The sequence below is a fragment of the Solibacillus sp. FSL R7-0682 genome (assembly GCF_038005985.1).
GTDB lineage: Bacteria > Bacillota > Bacilli > Bacillales_A > Planococcaceae > Solibacillus.
In genome coordinates this window covers 3,070,194-3,088,430 of record NZ_JBBOUI010000001.1, presented here as the reverse complement: position 1 = coordinate 3,088,430, position 18,237 = coordinate 3,070,194, and the positions used below count along the sequence as shown (strand labels likewise).

The 18,237-nt window shown below is 36.5% G+C and carries 20 protein-coding genes and 1 other annotated feature; all 20 genes read left to right on the top strand.

Annotated features, from left to right (window positions below; all coding sequences use genetic code 11):
- The first annotated feature begins 10 nt into the window (after window positions 1-10).
- The 20 genes from MKZ17_RS15660 (at window position 11) to MKZ17_RS15565 (ending at window position 18,026) form a co-directional block, all read left to right on the top strand.
- Entirely contained in the window at window positions 11-718 is a 708-nt protein-coding gene (locus tag MKZ17_RS15660) for a DUF881 domain-containing protein (RefSeq protein WP_340724665.1), read from the top strand.
- Window positions 719-733: 15 nt separating this feature from the next.
- The gene (locus tag MKZ17_RS15655) at window positions 734-1,099 is read left to right on the top strand and encodes a small basic family protein (protein WP_340724664.1); all 366 of its coding nucleotides are present in this window, start codon (window positions 734-736) and stop codon (window positions 1,097-1,099) included.
- A gap of 101 nt (window positions 1,100-1,200) precedes the next feature.
- Window positions 1,201-2,493 carry a cell division protein FtsA gene (gene ftsA / locus MKZ17_RS15650; RefSeq protein ID WP_340724663.1) on the top strand — a complete coding sequence of 431 codons (1,293 nt, stop codon included), beginning with the start codon at window positions 1,201-1,203 and terminating at the stop codon, window positions 2,491-2,493.
- A 37-nt stretch (window positions 2,494-2,530) separates the two neighbouring features.
- A complete protein-coding gene (gene ftsZ, locus MKZ17_RS15645; protein WP_340724662.1) occupies window positions 2,531-3,691 on the top strand; it encodes a cell division protein FtsZ in 1,161 nt (386 codons plus the stop codon).
- Window positions 3,692-4,087: 396 nt separating this feature from the next.
- Window positions 4,088-4,909 (top strand): sigma-E processing peptidase SpoIIGA, encoded by an 822-nt coding sequence (locus tag MKZ17_RS15640; RefSeq protein ID WP_340724661.1) that lies wholly within the window; start codon window positions 4,088-4,090, stop codon window positions 4,907-4,909.
- Between the two features lie 13 nt (window positions 4,910-4,922).
- The gene (gene sigE / locus MKZ17_RS15635) at window positions 4,923-5,630 is read left to right on the top strand and encodes an RNA polymerase sporulation sigma factor SigE (RefSeq protein ID WP_340724660.1); all 708 of its coding nucleotides are present in this window, start codon (window positions 4,923-4,925) and stop codon (window positions 5,628-5,630) included.
- A 91-nt stretch (window positions 5,631-5,721) separates the two neighbouring features.
- Entirely contained in the window at window positions 5,722-6,492 is a 771-nt protein-coding gene (sigG, locus tag MKZ17_RS15630; RefSeq protein ID WP_340724659.1) for an RNA polymerase sporulation sigma factor SigG, read from the top strand.
- An 85-nt stretch (window positions 6,493-6,577) separates the two neighbouring features.
- Window positions 6,578-6,817 carry a PRC-barrel domain-containing protein gene (locus MKZ17_RS15625; RefSeq protein ID WP_340724657.1) on the top strand — a complete coding sequence of 80 codons (240 nt, stop codon included), beginning with the start codon at window positions 6,578-6,580 and terminating at the stop codon, window positions 6,815-6,817.
- A gap of 75 nt (window positions 6,818-6,892) precedes the next feature.
- Window positions 6,893-7,561 (top strand): YggS family pyridoxal phosphate-dependent enzyme, encoded by a 669-nt coding sequence (locus MKZ17_RS15620; RefSeq protein ID WP_340724655.1) that lies wholly within the window; start codon window positions 6,893-6,895, stop codon window positions 7,559-7,561.
- A gap of 12 nt (window positions 7,562-7,573) precedes the next feature.
- Window positions 7,574-8,077 (top strand): cell division protein SepF, encoded by a 504-nt coding sequence (locus MKZ17_RS15615; RefSeq protein ID WP_340724654.1) that lies wholly within the window; start codon window positions 7,574-7,576, stop codon window positions 8,075-8,077.
- Window positions 8,078-8,103: 26 nt separating this feature from the next.
- Window positions 8,104-8,364, top strand: a complete 261-nt coding sequence (locus MKZ17_RS15610; RefSeq protein WP_340724653.1) for a YggT family protein — start codon at window positions 8,104-8,106, stop codon at window positions 8,362-8,364.
- Between the two features lie 158 nt (window positions 8,365-8,522).
- Entirely contained in the window at window positions 8,523-9,311 is a 789-nt protein-coding gene (locus MKZ17_RS15605) for a YlmH family RNA-binding protein (RefSeq protein WP_340724652.1), read from the top strand.
- Window positions 9,312-9,407: 96 nt separating this feature from the next.
- Entirely contained in the window at window positions 9,408-9,965 is a 558-nt protein-coding gene (locus MKZ17_RS15600) for a DivIVA domain-containing protein (protein WP_340724651.1), read from the top strand.
- A 54-nt stretch (window positions 9,966-10,019) separates the two neighbouring features.
- Window positions 10,020-10,242, top strand: a binding site (T-box leader).
- 54 nt (window positions 10,243-10,296) lie between these two features.
- Window positions 10,297-13,062, top strand: a complete 2,766-nt coding sequence (ileS, locus tag MKZ17_RS15595; protein WP_340724649.1) for an isoleucine--tRNA ligase — start codon at window positions 10,297-10,299, stop codon at window positions 13,060-13,062.
- Window positions 13,063-13,154: 92 nt separating this feature from the next.
- A complete protein-coding gene (locus MKZ17_RS15590; protein WP_340725569.1) occupies window positions 13,155-13,868 on the top strand; it encodes an AzlC family ABC transporter permease in 714 nt (237 codons plus the stop codon).
- Window positions 13,865-14,191, top strand: a complete 327-nt coding sequence (locus tag MKZ17_RS15585; RefSeq protein ID WP_340724648.1) for an AzlD domain-containing protein — start codon at window positions 13,865-13,867, stop codon at window positions 14,189-14,191. Before MKZ17_RS15590 ends, MKZ17_RS15585 begins: the two co-directional genes overlap by 4 nt.
- 162 nt (window positions 14,192-14,353) lie before the next feature.
- Entirely contained in the window at window positions 14,354-14,833 is a 480-nt protein-coding gene (gene lspA, locus MKZ17_RS15580; RefSeq protein ID WP_340724647.1) for a signal peptidase II, read from the top strand.
- Complete coding sequence (locus MKZ17_RS15575) at window positions 14,830-15,735, top strand: RluA family pseudouridine synthase (RefSeq protein ID WP_340724646.1); 906 nt, start codon at window positions 14,830-14,832, stop codon at window positions 15,733-15,735. Before lspA ends, MKZ17_RS15575 begins: the two co-directional genes overlap by 4 nt.
- A gap of 406 nt (window positions 15,736-16,141) precedes the next feature.
- Window positions 16,142-16,687 carry a bifunctional pyr operon transcriptional regulator/uracil phosphoribosyltransferase PyrR gene (gene pyrR / locus MKZ17_RS15570; protein WP_340724645.1) on the top strand — a complete coding sequence of 182 codons (546 nt, stop codon included), beginning with the start codon at window positions 16,142-16,144 and terminating at the stop codon, window positions 16,685-16,687.
- Between the two features lie 40 nt (window positions 16,688-16,727).
- Entirely contained in the window at window positions 16,728-18,026 is a 1,299-nt protein-coding gene (locus tag MKZ17_RS15565; protein ID WP_340724644.1) for a solute carrier family 23 protein, read from the top strand.
- Window positions 18,027-18,237 lie beyond the last annotated feature (211 nt).

The window sequence follows — 18,237 nt, the reverse complement described above, 5'->3', positions numbered from 1 at the left end:
GGAACACATGATGACGAAAAAAATGTATCGTAATATTACCATTATATCGTTCATCATTGGTTTTATGCTAGCTGTTCAATACAATACAGTACAAAATCCAACCGAACGAAATACGCAAGATATTTGGGAAATACGTCAAGAGTTATCTTTAGAAAAGTCACGCCATTCAGAGTTATTATCATCGATCAACGATTTAACGGAGACGGTTGATAAATATGAAGATGCTGAGTTTAATAACCCAGAACTTTTATTGCAAGAGACTGTAAATGATTTAAAAAAACAAGCTGGATTATTGCCAATTAGCGGTCCGGGGATAACATTAACAATTGAACCTTCACTAGAATTGCAGCAGTTTGGATATGAAATAAAACCTATTTCACCAGATCTATTAATTCGACTTGTGAACGATTTGTATCGTTATAACGCCCAAGCCATTGAAATTGATGACAAGCGCTTAACATATAATTCTGCGATTCGTGATATTAATGGAAAAACAACAATAAATAGTGAAGCTATTGATAAAACAAATATTCAAATTAATGTAATTACACAAACACAAGAACAGGCTGAAAGGCTTCGAAACCATTTGCTGGCCTCAACATTTCAAGATGAATTTTATATTGATAATCTAATGCTAACGATTCAAGATGCAAAACGAAACATTCGAATTAATTCGACAGTATCACTACACAAAAGTAAATATATAGACGAAAAATAAGAAGGGGATGCGAATATGTGGTTGCCACTATTAGGATTGGTATTTGGTGTACTATTAGGCATTTTAACGGATATTCAAATTCCAACTGTTTATGAAAATTATTTATCTATTGCCGTACTTGCAGCACTCGATACGATGGTAGGTGGAATAAGAGCTCAATTACAACAAGTCTATGATGATAAAGTATTTATTTCAGGCTTTTTCTTTAATATAATTTTAGCAGCAGGACTCGCTTTTTTAGGTGTTCATATTGGTGTGGATTTATATTTAGCAGCAATTTTTGCATTCGGAGTAAGATTGTTTCAAAATATCGCAGTAATTCGTAGGATTATATTAACAAAATTGGATAACAGACGATTAAAAAAGGGTGAAAACTCGTAACAATAGGGTTAAAATATCATTACAATTATTGTTTTACTTAGACAATCTCTTAAATTTACAATAGAATGAAATATAGGAGTAATCGAAGGAGGTGCAGTAAATTGAATCATCAAGAAATATATGTTTCTCTTGATATCGGGTCATCTTCTATTAAGGTCTTGATCGGAGAAATGAGCGATGATCAATTGCACGTTATTGGTGTAGGTCATGTGAAATCAACGGGTGTTCGTAAAGGTGCAATTGTAGATATAGATGCAACCGTACAATCCATAAAAAAAGCAGTAGAACAAGCAGAGAGAATGACTGGTATAAAAATAGAAGAAGTGGTACTTGGTGTACCTGCGAATCAAACATATTTACAGTCAGTTAAAGGTGTTGTTGCTGTAAACGGTGAAGATCGCGAAATTACCGACGAGGATTTAGCTCGTGTAATCGATTCTGCACAAGTAATGTCGATTCCACCAGAGCGAGAGTTAGTAAACTTAATACCTAAACAATTTATAGTGGACAACCTTGACGAAATAAAAGATCCACGTGGAATGATTGGCATACGTTTAGAGATGGACGCAACAATGATTACCACTTCAAAGACGCTTGTACATAATGTATTACGATGTGTAGAACGTGCAGGCTTACAAATTCGTGAAATCTATTTACAACCATTAGCAGCAGGAACATTTGCACTAACAGAAGATGAAAAGAACCAAGGAACTGCTTATATTGATTTAGGTGGAGGTTCTACTACAGTTGCTGTTTTCCATGAAGGATTACTAACGCATACGGCCGTAATTCCTGTTGGTGGAGATCACATAACAAAAGATATATCTATTGTTTTAAAAACACCGACGGAGCAAGCTGAAAAAATAAAAAAACAATACGGACATGCCTTTTATGAAGATGCTTCGGATGAACAATTATTCGAAGTACCAGTAGTAGGGACAGATACAACAGATCAATATAGCCAACGCTATATTGCTGAAATTATCGGTGTTCGTTTAGAAGAATTATTTGAATTAGTATTAGACGAATTAGCTCGAATGGGTATTCAAGATTTACCAGGTGGTATTGTCATTTCAGGTGGGGTAGCTCAACTTGAAGGAATTGCTCAACTGGCTCGCCAAGTTATGTTAACGCGTGTTCGAATTTATACACCTGATTATATTGGTGTTCGTGAGCCAGCATTTACTACGTCGGTAGGGTTAATTCGTTATGCGAATGCAGATGATGATTTTTATGGTAGAAGTGAGCCGACTACAATTACTTCTTATGCACCATACCCTGCTCAACAAACTCCTTCTAAAAAACAAGCGAATGCGCCGGAAAGAGTAGAAAGCGGCAATAAAGTAAGTGTAATTAATCGCGCTAAAAACTTATTAAATAAATTTTTCGATTAAACGAAAATTGAATGACGACTAGTAGGAGGAGAATCATATGTTAGAATTTGAAACGGGTATGGACCAACTGGCGGTTATTAAAGTAATCGGCGTTGGTGGTGGCGGTAATAACGCTGTAAACCGAATGATTGAGCATGGCGTACAAGGTGTTGACTTTATTGCAGTTAATACAGACGCACAAGCTTTAAATTTATCAAAAGCTGAATTTAAATTACAAATTGGTGGAAAATTAACACGTGGACTAGGTGCTGGCGCAAATCCTGAAGTAGGTAAAAAGGCAGCAGAAGAAAGCCGTGAACAGCTTGAAGAAGTATTACGCGGGGCAGATATGGTTTTCGTTACTGCTGGTATGGGCGGTGGTACCGGAACAGGTGCAGCACCCGTTATCGCTTCAATTGCACGTGACTTAGGTGCTTTAACAGTAGGCGTTGTCACACGTCCGTTTACATTTGAAGGACGTAAGCGTCAAACACAAGCAATTGGTGGTATTACATCTATGAAAGATGCTGTTGATACGCTAATTGTTATTCCAAACGATAAACTTTTACAGATTGTAGACAAATCTACGCCAATGCTAGAAGCGTTCCGTGAAGCAGATAATGTATTACGTCAAGGTGTACAAGGTATTTCTGATTTAATCGCTACGCCAGGACTAATTAATCTTGACTTTGCCGATGTAAAAACAATTATGTCCGACAAAGGCTCAGCATTAATGGGAATTGGTATTGCTTCTGGTGAAAATCGTGCTGTAGAGGCCGCGAAAAAAGCGATATCTTCTCCACTGTTAGAAACTTCAATCGATGGAGCAAAAGGTGTCATTATGAACATTACTGGTGGGACAAACTTAAGCTTATTTGAAGTACAAGAAGCTGCGGATATTGTTCAATTAGCATCAGATGAAGAAGTAAACATGATTTTCGGTTCGGTAATTAATGATAATTTAAATGATGAAATTATCGTTACAGTTATCGCAACAGGTTTCTCAGATGATTTTATCGCGGTAAAACCTCAGCCAATTCGACCATCTCTTGGTGCTCGTCAACAAGCTGCTACTCATGCTGCACCACAACAACCTGTTCAACCTCGAGTTCAGGAAACGATTCATCAAGAAGCACCACGTCAACAAACGCAAGGGAATTATCAACAAGAGGAAGCATTAGACATTCCGACATTTTTACGCAACCGTCGTAATCGTTAATCTAATAAATTATTAGAAGGTCAACCTATCTTTGTAAATAGATAGGTTGGCTTTTTTTTGCGTTATTCCGTATTCAAGCAAAGGATACAATCCAGCAACTTAAATAAATGTCATTTTTATAATGACAATAGTGTTAAGTATTAACATTCCTCAATATTTGAACCTAAAATTACTAATTATTATATAAATTGTAAGTGTATTAGGGGGTGCATAATAACAATTGTGGCAATGGTCGAACTAGAAAATGCTATAGCGTATTTTGAAACTGGGACACGCCCTTTTGTCGAATTAATTGGAAATTAAAAAGAATGTGTCTAAGAAATTATTTGAATTGCTCCTTCTATTTGACATTTTTTTACGAAGCAAAATGCTAGTTTTGATATAGGAGGACAATGCATGTTTGCGGAATGGATATTTTTATTTAATGTTTTATTGAATGTTGTTTTACTTCGCTTTACACAAGCAGTCACAAATAAATCAATACCAACTTGGCGAATGATTTTGAGTGCTATTTGTAGTGCGCTTATTGCCATTATTTTTTATGGCAATGTTGTAATGACATTTTTAAGTTTTATCGTATTGATTGGTCTAGCTTTTTCATTTCAATGGCGGAGCTTTATTCAACAAGGAAGTTGGTTAGTGATCGCGACATTTTTAGCAGGAGGATTATTAACTGCGGTTCAATCCTATTTATGGAGTGACTCATTTTTAGTTTATATTCTGCTCTGTAGTTGCATAGTATGTATTAGTTTCATACTGGTAAAGAAAGGCTGGCTGTTAAAAATACAACGAGCGATTCAAAATCAATATGTCACGCATTGTGAAATTCAACTTTCGAACGATACTTTACAATTACTTGCCTATATTGATACGGGAAATGAATGTATTGAGCCATTAAGTCAATCTCCGGTTCATTTTATATCTTATAAGGCAGTAAAAAATCAGCTCCAAACCGAATTTCAAGAAAGTTTATTACAGTGGTCAGAACATGAACCACTTTCTTTAGAAATGTTTCCAAAAGAACTTAAAAAAATCATTCGAATTATTCCGCTAACAACTGTGCAACAACGTACCACGCTTGTACCTGCCTTTCGCGCTAATATTCGAATAAATGAACAAACCTTTTCGAATCATTATGTCGTATTCACTAAAAACGATGCACTTTTTCCGCAGAATGCTCAAATGATTGCACATGTCATTGTTCTTATTAATTCATAAGGGAGGATCGGTATTGCTTCAAAAAATAAAAAACTTTATTTTGAATATCATTCACAACTATTTTAAAAAAGGGACATACTATATAGGAGGACATGATTCATTGCCTATTCCATTAACTCGTGAAGAAGAAGTTGTCGTAGTAGAAGCTTTTATGAATGGAGATTTACATGCCAGAGATATGCTAATAGAGCGGAATTTACGCTTAGTAGTGTATATCGCAAGAAGATTCGATAATACAGGAACTCCTATTGAAGATTTAATTAGTATTGGCTCAATTGGGTTAATTAAAGCAATTGAAACATTCAATTTAGAAAAAAATATTAAATTAGCGACATACGCATCACGCTGCATTGAAAATGAAATATTGATGCACCTACGAAAAACAAGTCGAATGAAAGGTGAAGTGTCATTTGATGAGCCACTTAATTCTGATGCAGATGGTAATGAGTTGTTATTATCTGACATTTTAGGAACCGAGGAACATATTATTACATTAGATGTAGAGCGCAAACTAGAAAGACAGCATATGTTTATGGCAATTAATCAATTAACGCCTAGAGAAAAATACATTATGGAATGCCGTTTTGGATTAAATGGTAAAGAGGAAATGACACAAAAAGAAGTAGCAGATCATTTAGGTATTTCACAGTCATATATTTCACGATTAGAAAAGAAAATTATTTTAGATTTACGTGAATTTTTAAATGAACCAATTGCATAGCACTGGCTAAAATTGGCTCGCATAGCTAAAAATTTTCCGGACAAACTGACTCTAAAGAAAGAGATTATAGAAGTTCGGAAGGTGAAAGCGAATGCGTACAAAAGTAGAGCTTTGCGGTGTTGATACATCTACATTACCTATATTAAAACCTGATGAAATGAAAGAGCTTTTTATACGGTTACAGCAGGGAGAAGAATATGTTCGAGAAGAATTAGTGTTTTGTAATTTACGTTTAGTACTTAGCATTGTCGGAAGATATGCATATAGAGGAGAGCAAGCAGATGATCTGTTTCAAGTTGGTTGCATTGGATTATTGAAAGCGATCGATAATTTTGATCTTAAACATAATGTCCGTTTTTCAACATATGCGGTACCAATGATTATGGGAGAAATACGTCGTCATTTACGAGACCATCATTCATTGCGCGTGTCTCGCTCATTACGAGATATTGCCTATAAGGCGATGCAGGCAAGAGAAAAATTCATTGTCGAAAATTTAGTAGAACCTACAATCGAACAACTTGCAAAAGCAATTGAAATGAAAAAAGAAGATGTGCTATTTGCTCTTGATGCAATTCAAGATCCAGTATCATTACAAGAACCAATCTTTTCAGATGGTGGCGACGCAATTTATATGATCGACCAATTGAAAGACAAAATAACAGAAGAACATTGGGTTGGCACAATTTCATTGCAAGAAAGTATGAAAAAACTAGATGTACGACAAAGGATGATAATAACTAAACGTTTTTATTATGGAGAAACGCAATCAGAAATTGCGCAATCTTTAGGAATTTCACAAGCACAAATTTCAAGGTTAGAAAAAAGCGCTGTTGAAATGATGAAACGAGATTTTCGTTAAGTCTTGAAGGGAATAAGGTAAAGTGTGGGACAGTCCAAGTGTTGTGGGCCGTCCCTTTTCAATACATTGAAGGAAGGATGCGGGCATGCGCTTTACGTCTGTTCAGGAAAAGGAAATTATCGAAGCCTCAAGTGGGAAATTTATTGGTTATATCGTAGATGCGGAAGTTTGCGAAAAGGAAGGAGTTATATTAGCATTCATTATTTCTACACCTAAAAAGTTTTACCACTTATTTCAAGGGGAAGAAGCTATTAGAAAGATTGCCTTTAGTAATATTCTCACAGTTGGAAAAGATGTCATACTTGTAAATACTGGAGAGGAATAGGTCGCGCTATTCATTGAAAATTATAGACTCCCTTGATACAATGAAAGAAACTATTGTTGTAAAGTTGGGAAAAAAGTGGCGAAAATCGTAAATAACTTAGAAAATATCCAAAACAAAATAGAACAAGCAAAACAGCGTGCAATGCGCCAGCAAGATGTAAAAATTATTGCGGTTACTAAAGAAGTAGATGTTCTACGCACAAATGAGGCAATTGAAGCAGGACTTATTCACCTAGGTGAAAATCGTCCAGAAGGATTACAAGTAAAACTGCAATCGATTCAGTCTGAAGTAGCTTGGCACTATATTGGTTCGCTACAAACGCGTAAAGTTAAGCAAGTAATTGATCATATTGATTATTTACATTCTTTAGATCGTTTAAGTTTAGCAGAAGAAATTGAAAAAAGAGCTTCAAAAACTGTGAAATGTTTCGTTCAAGTAAATGTTTCCGGAGAAGAATCTAAACATGGTTTGACAAAAGAGCAAGCGCTTGATTTTGTGAAACAGCTAGAGCAATTTTCAAAAATCGAAGTAATTGGTTTAATGACAATGGCACCTTTTTCTGAAGATGAATCAATCATACGACGCGTATTTCAGGATTTAAAACAGTTGCAACAGGAAGTTCAACAATTAAACATTCCAAATGTACCTTGTAAAGAATTATCAATGGGCATGTCCAATGATTATGAAATTGCTGTTGAAGAGGGTGCAACGTTTGTAAGAATTGGAACAGCTCTTGTTGGTTAAGGAGGATTTACTATGAGCATAAAAAATATTTTCGATAAGTTCTTTTATTTAGAAGAAGCAGAGGAAGATTATCAAGCTCCAGCACAAACAACACAACATGCTGCTCCCAAAGCCGTGCCTGCTCAAAACTATGAGCAAATGCAGCAACAACAAGTTATTCACAATCGTATGAAAAAAGAACGAAAAGTTCAGCAACCGCGAAATGAAGTATCGGTGCAAAATAATGTTGTAAGTTTACAAGCTGCTACGTCTTCAAAAAATTCAAAACTTGTCTTAATTGAACCTCGTGTTTATGCAGAGGCACAAGATATAGCTGAGCATTTAAAAAATAAGCGAGCAACGGTTGTCAATTTACAACGAATTGACCGTGATCAAGGGAAGCGAATTATCGATTTTTTAAGCGGAACAGTGTATGCTTTAGGTGGAGACATTCAACGAATTGGAAATGATATCTTTTTATGTACACCAGAAAATGTAGAAGTATCTGGTGAAATTTCTAATTTAACTTTCGAGTAATTTAAAATAGTGAGGTAAAACAATTTATGATCGTATCACTGATAGGAACAGCATTTCTCGTTTATCGATTTATGCTAATTGGTTACATATTAATGTCTTGGGTACCAGCGCTGCAAGAATCACCAGTTGGTCGCTTTTTAGAAACAGTATGTGAACCGTATTTAGGGTTTTTCCGTAAGTTTATCCCACCGATTGGCATGATAGATATTTCACCAATTGTCGGTCTATTTGTACTATACTTCATTGAGAGTGGAGTTTATAGTGTACTAAGATTTTTCTTATATTAGCGATTTCCCCTGCGTATGTGGGGGTTTTCTTTATTATAGGGACGTATATTATTTTATTAGTAGAAATGTGTTTGTTTTGCCTTTACATGGCATAGTTTAAGGCTATGAGAATGTGGAATACTAAGTATATATTTTGAACGAAGGTGGTAGGGGTAGTTGTGGAGCATTTAATTCAACATTTCCGAAAAGATGAACAGCCTTTTATCGAACAAGTAATGGGATGGCAGCGTGAAGTAGAAGACCGCTACGCGCCAAAATTAACTGATTTTTTAGATCCGAGACAGCGTTTTATTGTTGAATCAATTATTAATCAGTCAGATGACTTAAATGTCTTTACTGAAGGTGTATTTGAGCAACCTGAAAGAAAACGAATGCTAATTGCACCGTCCTATTTACAGCCCTCTGAAGAAGATTTTCAAATTGCTATTTATACCATTAGCTACCCATCAAAATTTATTCAGCTCCGTCATCCAGATGTTTTAGGCGCATTATTATCAGTCGGTATTGATCGTAGTAAATTTGGAGATATACGGTTATCAGAGCATACAATCCAATTTGCTATTGCAACAGAAATTGCTGATTATGTTCGTGCGAATTTAATAAGTATTGGAAAGGCGAAAGTACATGTCGAGGAAGTAAATGGTACAATGCCACTTATTCAAAATGAAGAGCAGTGGAATGAAAGTTCTTACACCGTTTCATCAATGCGATTAGATGTAGTACTGGGAACTGTTGCCAACATATCCAGACAGAAATCACAAAATTTAATAAATGCTGGGAAAGTTAAAGTAAACTGGACTGTACGTGAAGCCGTTGCTTTTGAGTTACAAGAGGGTGATATCATTTCGGCAAGAGGTTTTGGACGCTTAAAGGTGATTATGACCGAAGGACGAACAAAAAAAGATAAAATACGACTACAGGTAGGACGTTTAGAGCAAAAAGCATAAATATCAAGTAATTTTTATTAAAATAGGATGTTATTCAAGTTAGAAACGATTATAATAACAATTAAAGATAATTGATGCAAAGGAGAGTAGAACGATATGCCATTATCACCTCTTGATATACATAACAAAGAATTTACTCGTGGATTCCGTGGTTACGCAGAAGACGAGGTAAACGAGTTTTTAGATCAAATTATTAAAGATTATGAAATTCTATTACGCGAAAAGAAAGAGTTAGAAGAAAAAGTGAAAACGATGTCTGATCATATGAATCATTACAATTCACTTGAAGAGACACTTCAAAAATCAATCGTCGTAGCTCAAGAGGCAGCTGATGAAGTACGCCGTAACTCTCAAAAAGAAGCAAAATTAATTGTAAAAGAAGCTGAGAAAAATGCTGATCGAATTATCAATGATGCTTTAACGAAAGCGCGTAAAGTAACTATTGAAATTGATGAATTAAAGAAACAATCAAAAGTATTCCGAAACCGTTTCAAAATGTTAGTTGAAGCGCAATTAGATTTATTAAATACAGATGATTGGGAACACTTACTTGAATATGATGTAGATATTACAGAAATTCAAAATCAAAATCGTTCAGAGGATTGCCTCGATTCGTCAACTGAAGAATCCAACTTATTAAGGAAACATACTTGACAGTTTGTGCACCTTTTTTCTATACTGAAAAATAATGAATAGGATGCAACTTGCATATAAGCAAAGATGGAGACAGTAAATTTTGAGTTGTGGTGAAGCGATTCGAGGGTGGTGAAAGCTCGAACGAAGCAATCAAAATGGAAAATCACTCCTGAGCTAAATGGCTGAATGAAGTAAGCTATTTCGTTTTACACGACGTTATAGTGTCTAATGAGGCAATTCTTTAGAATTGTGAAATTAGGGTGGTACCACGAGAGTCATGCTCCTCGTCCCTTTTTATGAGGGATTGAGGGGCTTTTTGCATTCAAAAATATTTAGGAGGCTTTTAACAATGGTAGAGTATAAAGATACGTTATTAATGCCGAAAACAGATTTCCCAATGCGCGGTGGTTTACCAACAAAAGAACCGCAAATTCAAGCGCAATGGAATGAAATGGACATTAACAAATTAGTTTTAGAGCGCACAAAGGACCGTCCACATTTTTTATTACATGATGGCCCTCCATATGCAAATGGAGACATTCACACAGGTCACGCATTAAACAAAGTACTTAAAGATATGATTAACCGTCATAAATCAATGACTGGTTATTCTGTTGATTATGTTCCAGGTTGGGACACACATGGTTTACCGATTGAGCAAGCATTAACAAATAAAGGCGTAAAGCGTAAAGAAATGTCAGTTGCAGAATTCCGTGAGCTATGTGAAAAGTATGCTTATGAGCAAGTAGCTAATCAAAGTGCACAATTCCAACGCTTAGGTGTACGTGGTGACTGGGCAAACCCATACATCACTTTAAAACCAGAATTTGAAGCACGCCAAATCGAAGTATTTGGAAAAATGGCGGAAAAAGGCTATATCTATAAAGGTTTAAAGCCAGTTTATTGGTCACCATCATCTGAATCTGCACTAGCAGAAGCGGAAATTGAATACAAAGATGTAAAATCAGCATCAATTTATGTATCATTTGCAATTAAAGATGCAAAAGGTGTTGTTCCTGAAGATGCAAAATTCATTATCTGGACAACAACGCCGTGGACATTACCTGCAAACTTAGGGATTTCCGTATCTCCTGAATTGGAATATGTAGTTGTAGCAGTTGGGGAGAAAAAATTCATTATCGCAGAAGCGTTACTTGAAAATGTTGCAAATGCAATTGGCTGGGAAAGTTATGAAGTTGTTCAAAAAATTAACGGTAAAGAATTAGACCGTATCGTAGCGCTACACCCATTCTATGATCGTGAATCATTAGTAATGGTTGGTGAGCATGTTACTGCAGATGCAGGTACAGGATGTGTACACACAGCCCCAGGACACGGTGAAGACGACTTTAATATTGGTCGTGAATATGGCTTACAAGTACTTTCTCCAGTAGATAATCGTGGTTGCTATACATCTGAAGCACCGGGCTTTGAAGGAATCTTCTACGATGATGCGAATAAAATCGTAACGGAAAAACTAAAAGAAGTAGATGCACTAGAAAAATTAAACTTCTTTACACACTCATACCCGCATGACTGGCGTACGAAAAAGCCAGTTATTTACCGTGCAACACCACAATGGTTCGCTTCGGTAGATATGTTCCGAAGTGAATTATTAGATGCAGTAAAAGCGACTGAATTTACACCTGCATGGGGAGAAACACGTCTTTACAATATGATTCGTGACCGAGGAGATTGGGTAATTTCCCGTCAACGTGCATGGGGTGTACCAATCCCAATCTTCTATGCAGAAAACGAAGAACCAATCATTACACCAGAAACAATTGCTCATGTTTCAAAATTATTCCGTGAGCATGGTTCAAATATTTGGTTCCAAAAAGAAGCAAAAGATTTATTACCTGATGGCTTTACGCATCCTGGAAGTCCAAACGGTGAATTTACAAAAGAAAATGACATTATGGACGTATGGTTCGACTCTGGTTCATCTCACCAAGGTGTATTAGTGGAACGCGGTATGAAATATCCTGCAGATCTTTATTTAGAGGGTTCTGACCAACATCGTGGATGGTTTAACTCATCATTAATTACTTCTGTAGCAATTAACGGATATGCACCATACAAAGGCTTGTTGACGCACGGGTTCGTATTAGATGGTGAAGGACGCAAAATGTCAAAATCACTTGGGAATACAATCGATCCATTAAAAGTAATGGACCAATATGGCGCAGATATTTTACGTATGTGGGTAGCGTCAGTTGATTATACAGGTGACGTTCGTATTTCTATGGATATGTTAAAGCAAGTATCTGAAACATACCGTAAAGTACGTAATACATTACGTTTCTTACACGGTAACGTATCGGACTTTAATCCAGAAACAGATCGTGTAGCATACGAAGATTTACGTGAAATGGATCAATACATGTATATGCGCTTGCAAGATGTTGTTAAAGCGGTACGTGCAGCATATGATCGCTATGACTTCTCAACAGTATATACAACGGTAAATAACTTTGTAGCAATCGAACTTTCTTCATTCTACCTTGATATCGCAAAAGACGTTGTTTATATTGAAGGCTTTGATAATAAAGATCGCCGTGCTATGCAAACGGTTATGTATGATACATTAATGGCACTATTAAAAGTATTAACACCAATCATTCCGCATACGACAGAAGAGCTGTGGGGATATGTTGAATTTGAAGGTAAATCAGCTTCTGTTCAATTGACAGACTTCCCAGAGGTTGATGAAAAGGCAAACTTTGCTGAATTACGTACAAAATGGTCTAAAATCATTGCTGTTCGTAACGAAGTTTTAAAAGCGTTAGAAGAAGCGCGTAATGCGAAAACAATTGGTAAGTCATTAGAAGCGAAAATTTCAGTTTATGCAGATAGCGAAACAGTGGAATTGTTAAATGATGCGAATATTGATTTCGCTCAGCTTTCAATTGTCTCTCAATTTGTTATTGCAGGTAGTAAAGAGGAAGCACCAGCTGAAGGGCTAGTATTAGATAAAACAACTTTAGTTGTTGAAAAAGCCGACGGTGAAAAATGTGAACGTTGCTGGACAATTTCACAAACTGTAGGTACTTCTGAAGCGCATTCGACTTTATGTAAACGTTGTGCAGAAGTGGTAGAAAACTATTACGTATAATATTAAGGGCGCTGTTGTCAATTTGACAATGGCGTTCTTTCTAACTTTTTTTATTTTCTGAATTAATAAATTTTTAGGGGGATATTAAATTGATGCAGGCTCAAGAAAAAGTCATAACACAAAATACTTTTCTGCAGGGCGTGAAGGATTGTATTCCGACTTTATTAGGCTATATAAGTATCGGGGTGGCATTTGGTGTCGTAGGAATTGCTTCGGGCATTTCAGTGTTTGAAGTATTTTTATTGTCAGTGCTTGTGTATGCAGGTTCGGCACAATTTATTTTTTGTGGGCTCTATTTAGCAGGAGCCCCCGTTACAGCTGTAATCGTCACAATATTCATTGTGAATTTACGTCATTTACTCATGTCATTAACGATTGCCCCGTACTTTACAAAGTACTCGACTTTACGGAATATCGGCTTTGGCACATTACTAACTGATGAAACGTTTGGTGTTTCAGTCGTAACAGCAGCAAAAGAAGGGCGCCTTGGTGGAAAATGGATGGATGGGTTAAATATTACCGCCTATACGACATGGATTGCAGCCTGTACGATTGGTGGTATTATTGGGCAGTGGTTACCTAATCCGGAGCAATGGGGCTTAGATTATGCGCTTGTCGCTATGTTTATTGCTTTGCTCGTTTTAACACTTGAAAGTATTCCTCGTCAAAAGCTTATGCATTATTTAAAGCTTATTGTCATCATGATTATTAGTATGTACGGTATGCTCTATTGGATGCCAGGGCATTTAGCGGTATTATTGTCCACATTAGTTGTTGCAACGATTGGGGTGGCAGCTGAAAAATGACAACTTCTATAGCAATGGTATTGTTAATTTTAGGATGTGCACTCGTAACGTGGATACCAAGGATATTACCATTTGTGTTAGTGAAAAATATGAAAATGCCAGACATTGTACTCCGTTGGCTTGCATATATTCCGGTGTGTATATTATCTGCGCTTATTATTGAAGGTTTTTTTGAAAAGGGTAACAAACTTGTTGTCGTCGATTGGATGAATGTTGGTGCATTTATTCCGACTTTAGCTGTTGCATTACTTACGAAAAGTCTTTCGAAAACGGTTGTTGCAGGCGTTGTTACAATGGCAATATTGCGCTTTTTCCTTACATAATTTATATTCTTCGACTTACTTAGCCGTTTGGTTAAGTGAGTTTTTTTAATTATAATGTAATATGTAAAACTATGTTTTCGCACTTTTATCATGCTAAAAGTGTCGTTTAACAGCACAATTATGATAAGATAGGTTAGATATATCGTAAACGGAGGATTAGCTGTGTATAAATATTATGGGTTGGCATTATTTGCAGTCATTCTTGACCAATGGACAAAATGGCTGATCGTTAAAAATATGGAATTAGGGGAACGTATTAGCGTATGGGACCCTTGGTTTGGCATTTTATCACATCGTAATCGAGGCGCTGCTTGGGGCATGTTAGAAGGACAAATGTGGTTATTTACAATTGTCACGGTCGCAGTTATTATCGCCATTTTATATTTTTATCATACAGAAGCAAAAGGCAAACCACTATTTCAAATTAGCTTAATGCTACTTTTAGGTGGTGCTCTCGGGAACTTTATTGACCGATTATTCCGTGGAGAAGTAGTTGATTTTGTGGATGTATATATTCCAATTATTAACTATGACTTCCCGATTTTCAATATTGCGGATGCAGCATTAACAATTGCTGTAGTAATGCTCTTTATTACGATCATTTTAGATGAAAAAGCAGGAAAGAAAAAGGTGAAAAAATGACAGTAGTCACAATAACAATAGAGGAATTTGCGGGTGAACGAATTGACAAGGCACTTTCATTAATGGAAAGCACGTGGTCACGCTCACAAATTAGCAATTGGCTGGACGAAAGCCGCATTACAGTAAATGGTGCAGGTGTAAAAGCGAAATATAAAGTAAAGCAAGGGGACGTGATTGAAATTAACGTTCCTGATGAAGTAGAGGAACTAGAAATCATTCCAGAAGACTTAAACTTAGAAATTGTTTATGAAGATGCGGACGTATTAGTTGTGAATAAGCCACGTGGTATGGTTGTACACCCTGCTCCTGGACATACAACAGGTACTTTAGTAAACGGTTTAATGTTCCATTGTAAAGACTTATCAGGTATTAATGGTGTAGCACGTCCAGGTATTGTACATCGAATTGATAAAGATACGTCAGGTTTACTTATGGTCGCTAAAAATGACGTTGCTCATGAAAGTTTAGTTAATCAATTAGTCGAAAAATCTGTAACACGTAAATACACTGCCCTTGTACATGGTCATATTGCCCATGAAAAAGGGACAATTGATGCACCAATTGGACGTGATCAAAAAGATCGTCAAAAACAAGCCGTTGTAGATAACGGAAAACATGCGGTAACCCATTTCCAAGTAGTAGAACGATTTGGTGATTTTACATTAGTAGAATGTCGTTTAGAAACAGGTCGCACACACCAAATTCGCGTGCATATGAATTACATTGGCTATCCATTAGCTGGTGATCCAAAATACGGACCAAAAAAGACAATAGACTTTGATGGACAAGTATTACATGCAGGTGTGTTAGGTTTTATTCACCCAGTAACAAAAGAGTATTTAGAATTTGAAGCGCCACTTCCTGCAGACTTTGTGGAAGTTTTAGAGGCACTACGAAATTAATTGCTCAAAATTCGTCATTTGAACTTCGGTTTGAATGGCGTTTTTATTATATTGAAATAACTGATAATTCCTACTTTTAAAACATTTTAAATACGTTGTCTGACCTCTCGTACTGTTGTTGACATCGAAATAAAAGAAGCATATACTGACAACAGTGAATGAAAGAACTTGACGAGAGCAAGTGAGTAGTCACGATTACACTTAAATATTGTTCACCTTTAATGACAGTCCAGAGAGGCTGAGAAGGGATTATGTGAAGCTTTAGGGAGATTTTTGTATAAATCTATGCCTAAATGCAATTTAAACATGGACTTTTTCAACCCTCTAGCAAATTCTAGAGGGTTTTTTATTGGCCTAAAAGCATTTTCCGTGAACATAGTAAAAATTTAATGAGAGGAGAATAAACATGCAGCACACTTCGGTATTACTAGATGGTCCAAGCTTGAATCGTGCCGTTACACGCATTGCACACGAAATTATCGAGCGCAATAAAGGGATTGATGAAGTGATATTAGTTGGAATTAAAACGCGCGGTGCTTTTCTAGCAAAACGTATCGCAGAAAGAATTGAAGCAATCGAAGGGAAAGCCATTCGAGCAGGTGAATTAGATATTACACTTTACCGCGACGATTTATCAACAAAGCAAGTTGATGATCAAGCCCAAGTACAGCAAGTAGATATAGAATATCAGGTAAATAATCAAAAAATTGTACTTATTGATGATGTCCTTTATACAGGTAGAACAGTTCGTGCGGCACTTGATGCTGTAATGGACTTAGGAAGACCTTCACAAATACAATTAGCTGTCCTTGTTGATCGTGGGCATCGAGAGCTACCGATCCGAGCAGATTATGTTGGAAAAAATATTCCGACAGCGGGTCACGAACGAATTGTAGTCAACTTGGAAGAAGTAGATGGACAAGACGTAGTAAAGATTGTTAAAGAAGATTAAAAAAGTTCGTAAAAGAATATTGAGAAAAGAGGAAATAAAAATGTCTTCAAAAGCTGTGTTAGATATTAATGACAAGCCAAGTGTCGGCCAGTTGATTACTTTCAGCTTTCAGCATATGTTTGCGATGTTTGGGTCAACAATTTTAGTACCAAAATTAGTAGGGTTAAGCCCAGCAATTGCATTATTAACAAGTGGAATCGCGACAATTATTTTCTTACTTGTAACGCAGTTTAAAGTACCAGCTTATTTAGGTTCTTCATTTGCCTTCATCTCTCCAATCATTTTGGTAGCTGGAATGTCTAAAGCAGGTGTAGCAATTAACCCAGGGAATGCCATGATGGGGGCAATGCTAGTCGGTCTTGTATATGCGATCGTTGCTTTAATTATTTGGAAAACGGGCTATCAATGGTTGATGAATATTTTACCGCCAATCGTCGTTGCGCCAGTAATTATTGTAATCGGGTTAGGATTATCAGGTGTCGCAGTAGATATGGCAATGAATGTGAATGGGGAATATAGCGGACGTCACTTCTCTGCCGCAATGGTTACGTTAGCTGCTGCCATTGTCTTCACAGTATTCTTTAAAAATATATTAAGTGCGATGCCAATCTTACTCGGAATTATCGTAGGGTATATTTATTCGGTAATTGTTGGAATTGTTGACTTCACAGCAGTTAAAGAGGCGAAATTTTTTGCACTACCAGAGTTTTTAATTCCAGGTGTAGATTATGATTTAAACTTTACATGGGCGATCGTAGTTGGTATGGTTCCGATTGTGATCGTAACGATCTCAGAACATATTGGTCACCAGTTAGTATTAGGGAAAGTAGTAAATCGTAACTATGTGAAGGACCCAGGTTTACACCGCTCGATTTTAGGTGACGGCTTAGGAACATTTGCTTCAGCGTTACTTGGTGGACCACCAAAAACAACATACGGTGAAAATATTGGTGTACTTGCGATTACACGAGTTTACTCAGTTTACGTAATATTAGGTGCATCGATCATCGCCATTATCGTTTCGTTCTCAGGTCAGTTAATGGCATTAATTGAAACAATTCCAACAGCGGTGTTGGGCGGAATTTCGATTTTACTATTCGGTATAATCGCATCAAGTGGTTTGCGAATGTTAGTAGAAAATAACGTTGATTTCGGAAATAACCGAAACATGGTGATTGCATCAGTCATCTTAGTTATCGGAATTGGCGGTGCTGCGCTACGTGTAACTGACAACTTCGCGATAGAAGGAATGGCGTTAGCATCAATCATCGGGGTACTTTTAAACTTAATCCTTCCAGGTCGTGAAAAAGTAGAAAAAGATATTTACGAAACAGAATAATACGTACCTTTTAAGACTGTCCGAGAGGCAGGCAAGGGGAATGAATCAGTTTAAAGATAGCGCATTTTGCCTACCTTTAGCCTGTCATATCCTTGTAAGCCTCACTTTCCAAAAAGTGGGGCTTTTTAATGCAAAAAAGTCATGCAGATAGCTGGTACTGCAAAGTGTAAAAGAAATATTCAAAATATAATGGAAGTAAATAAAATACGAG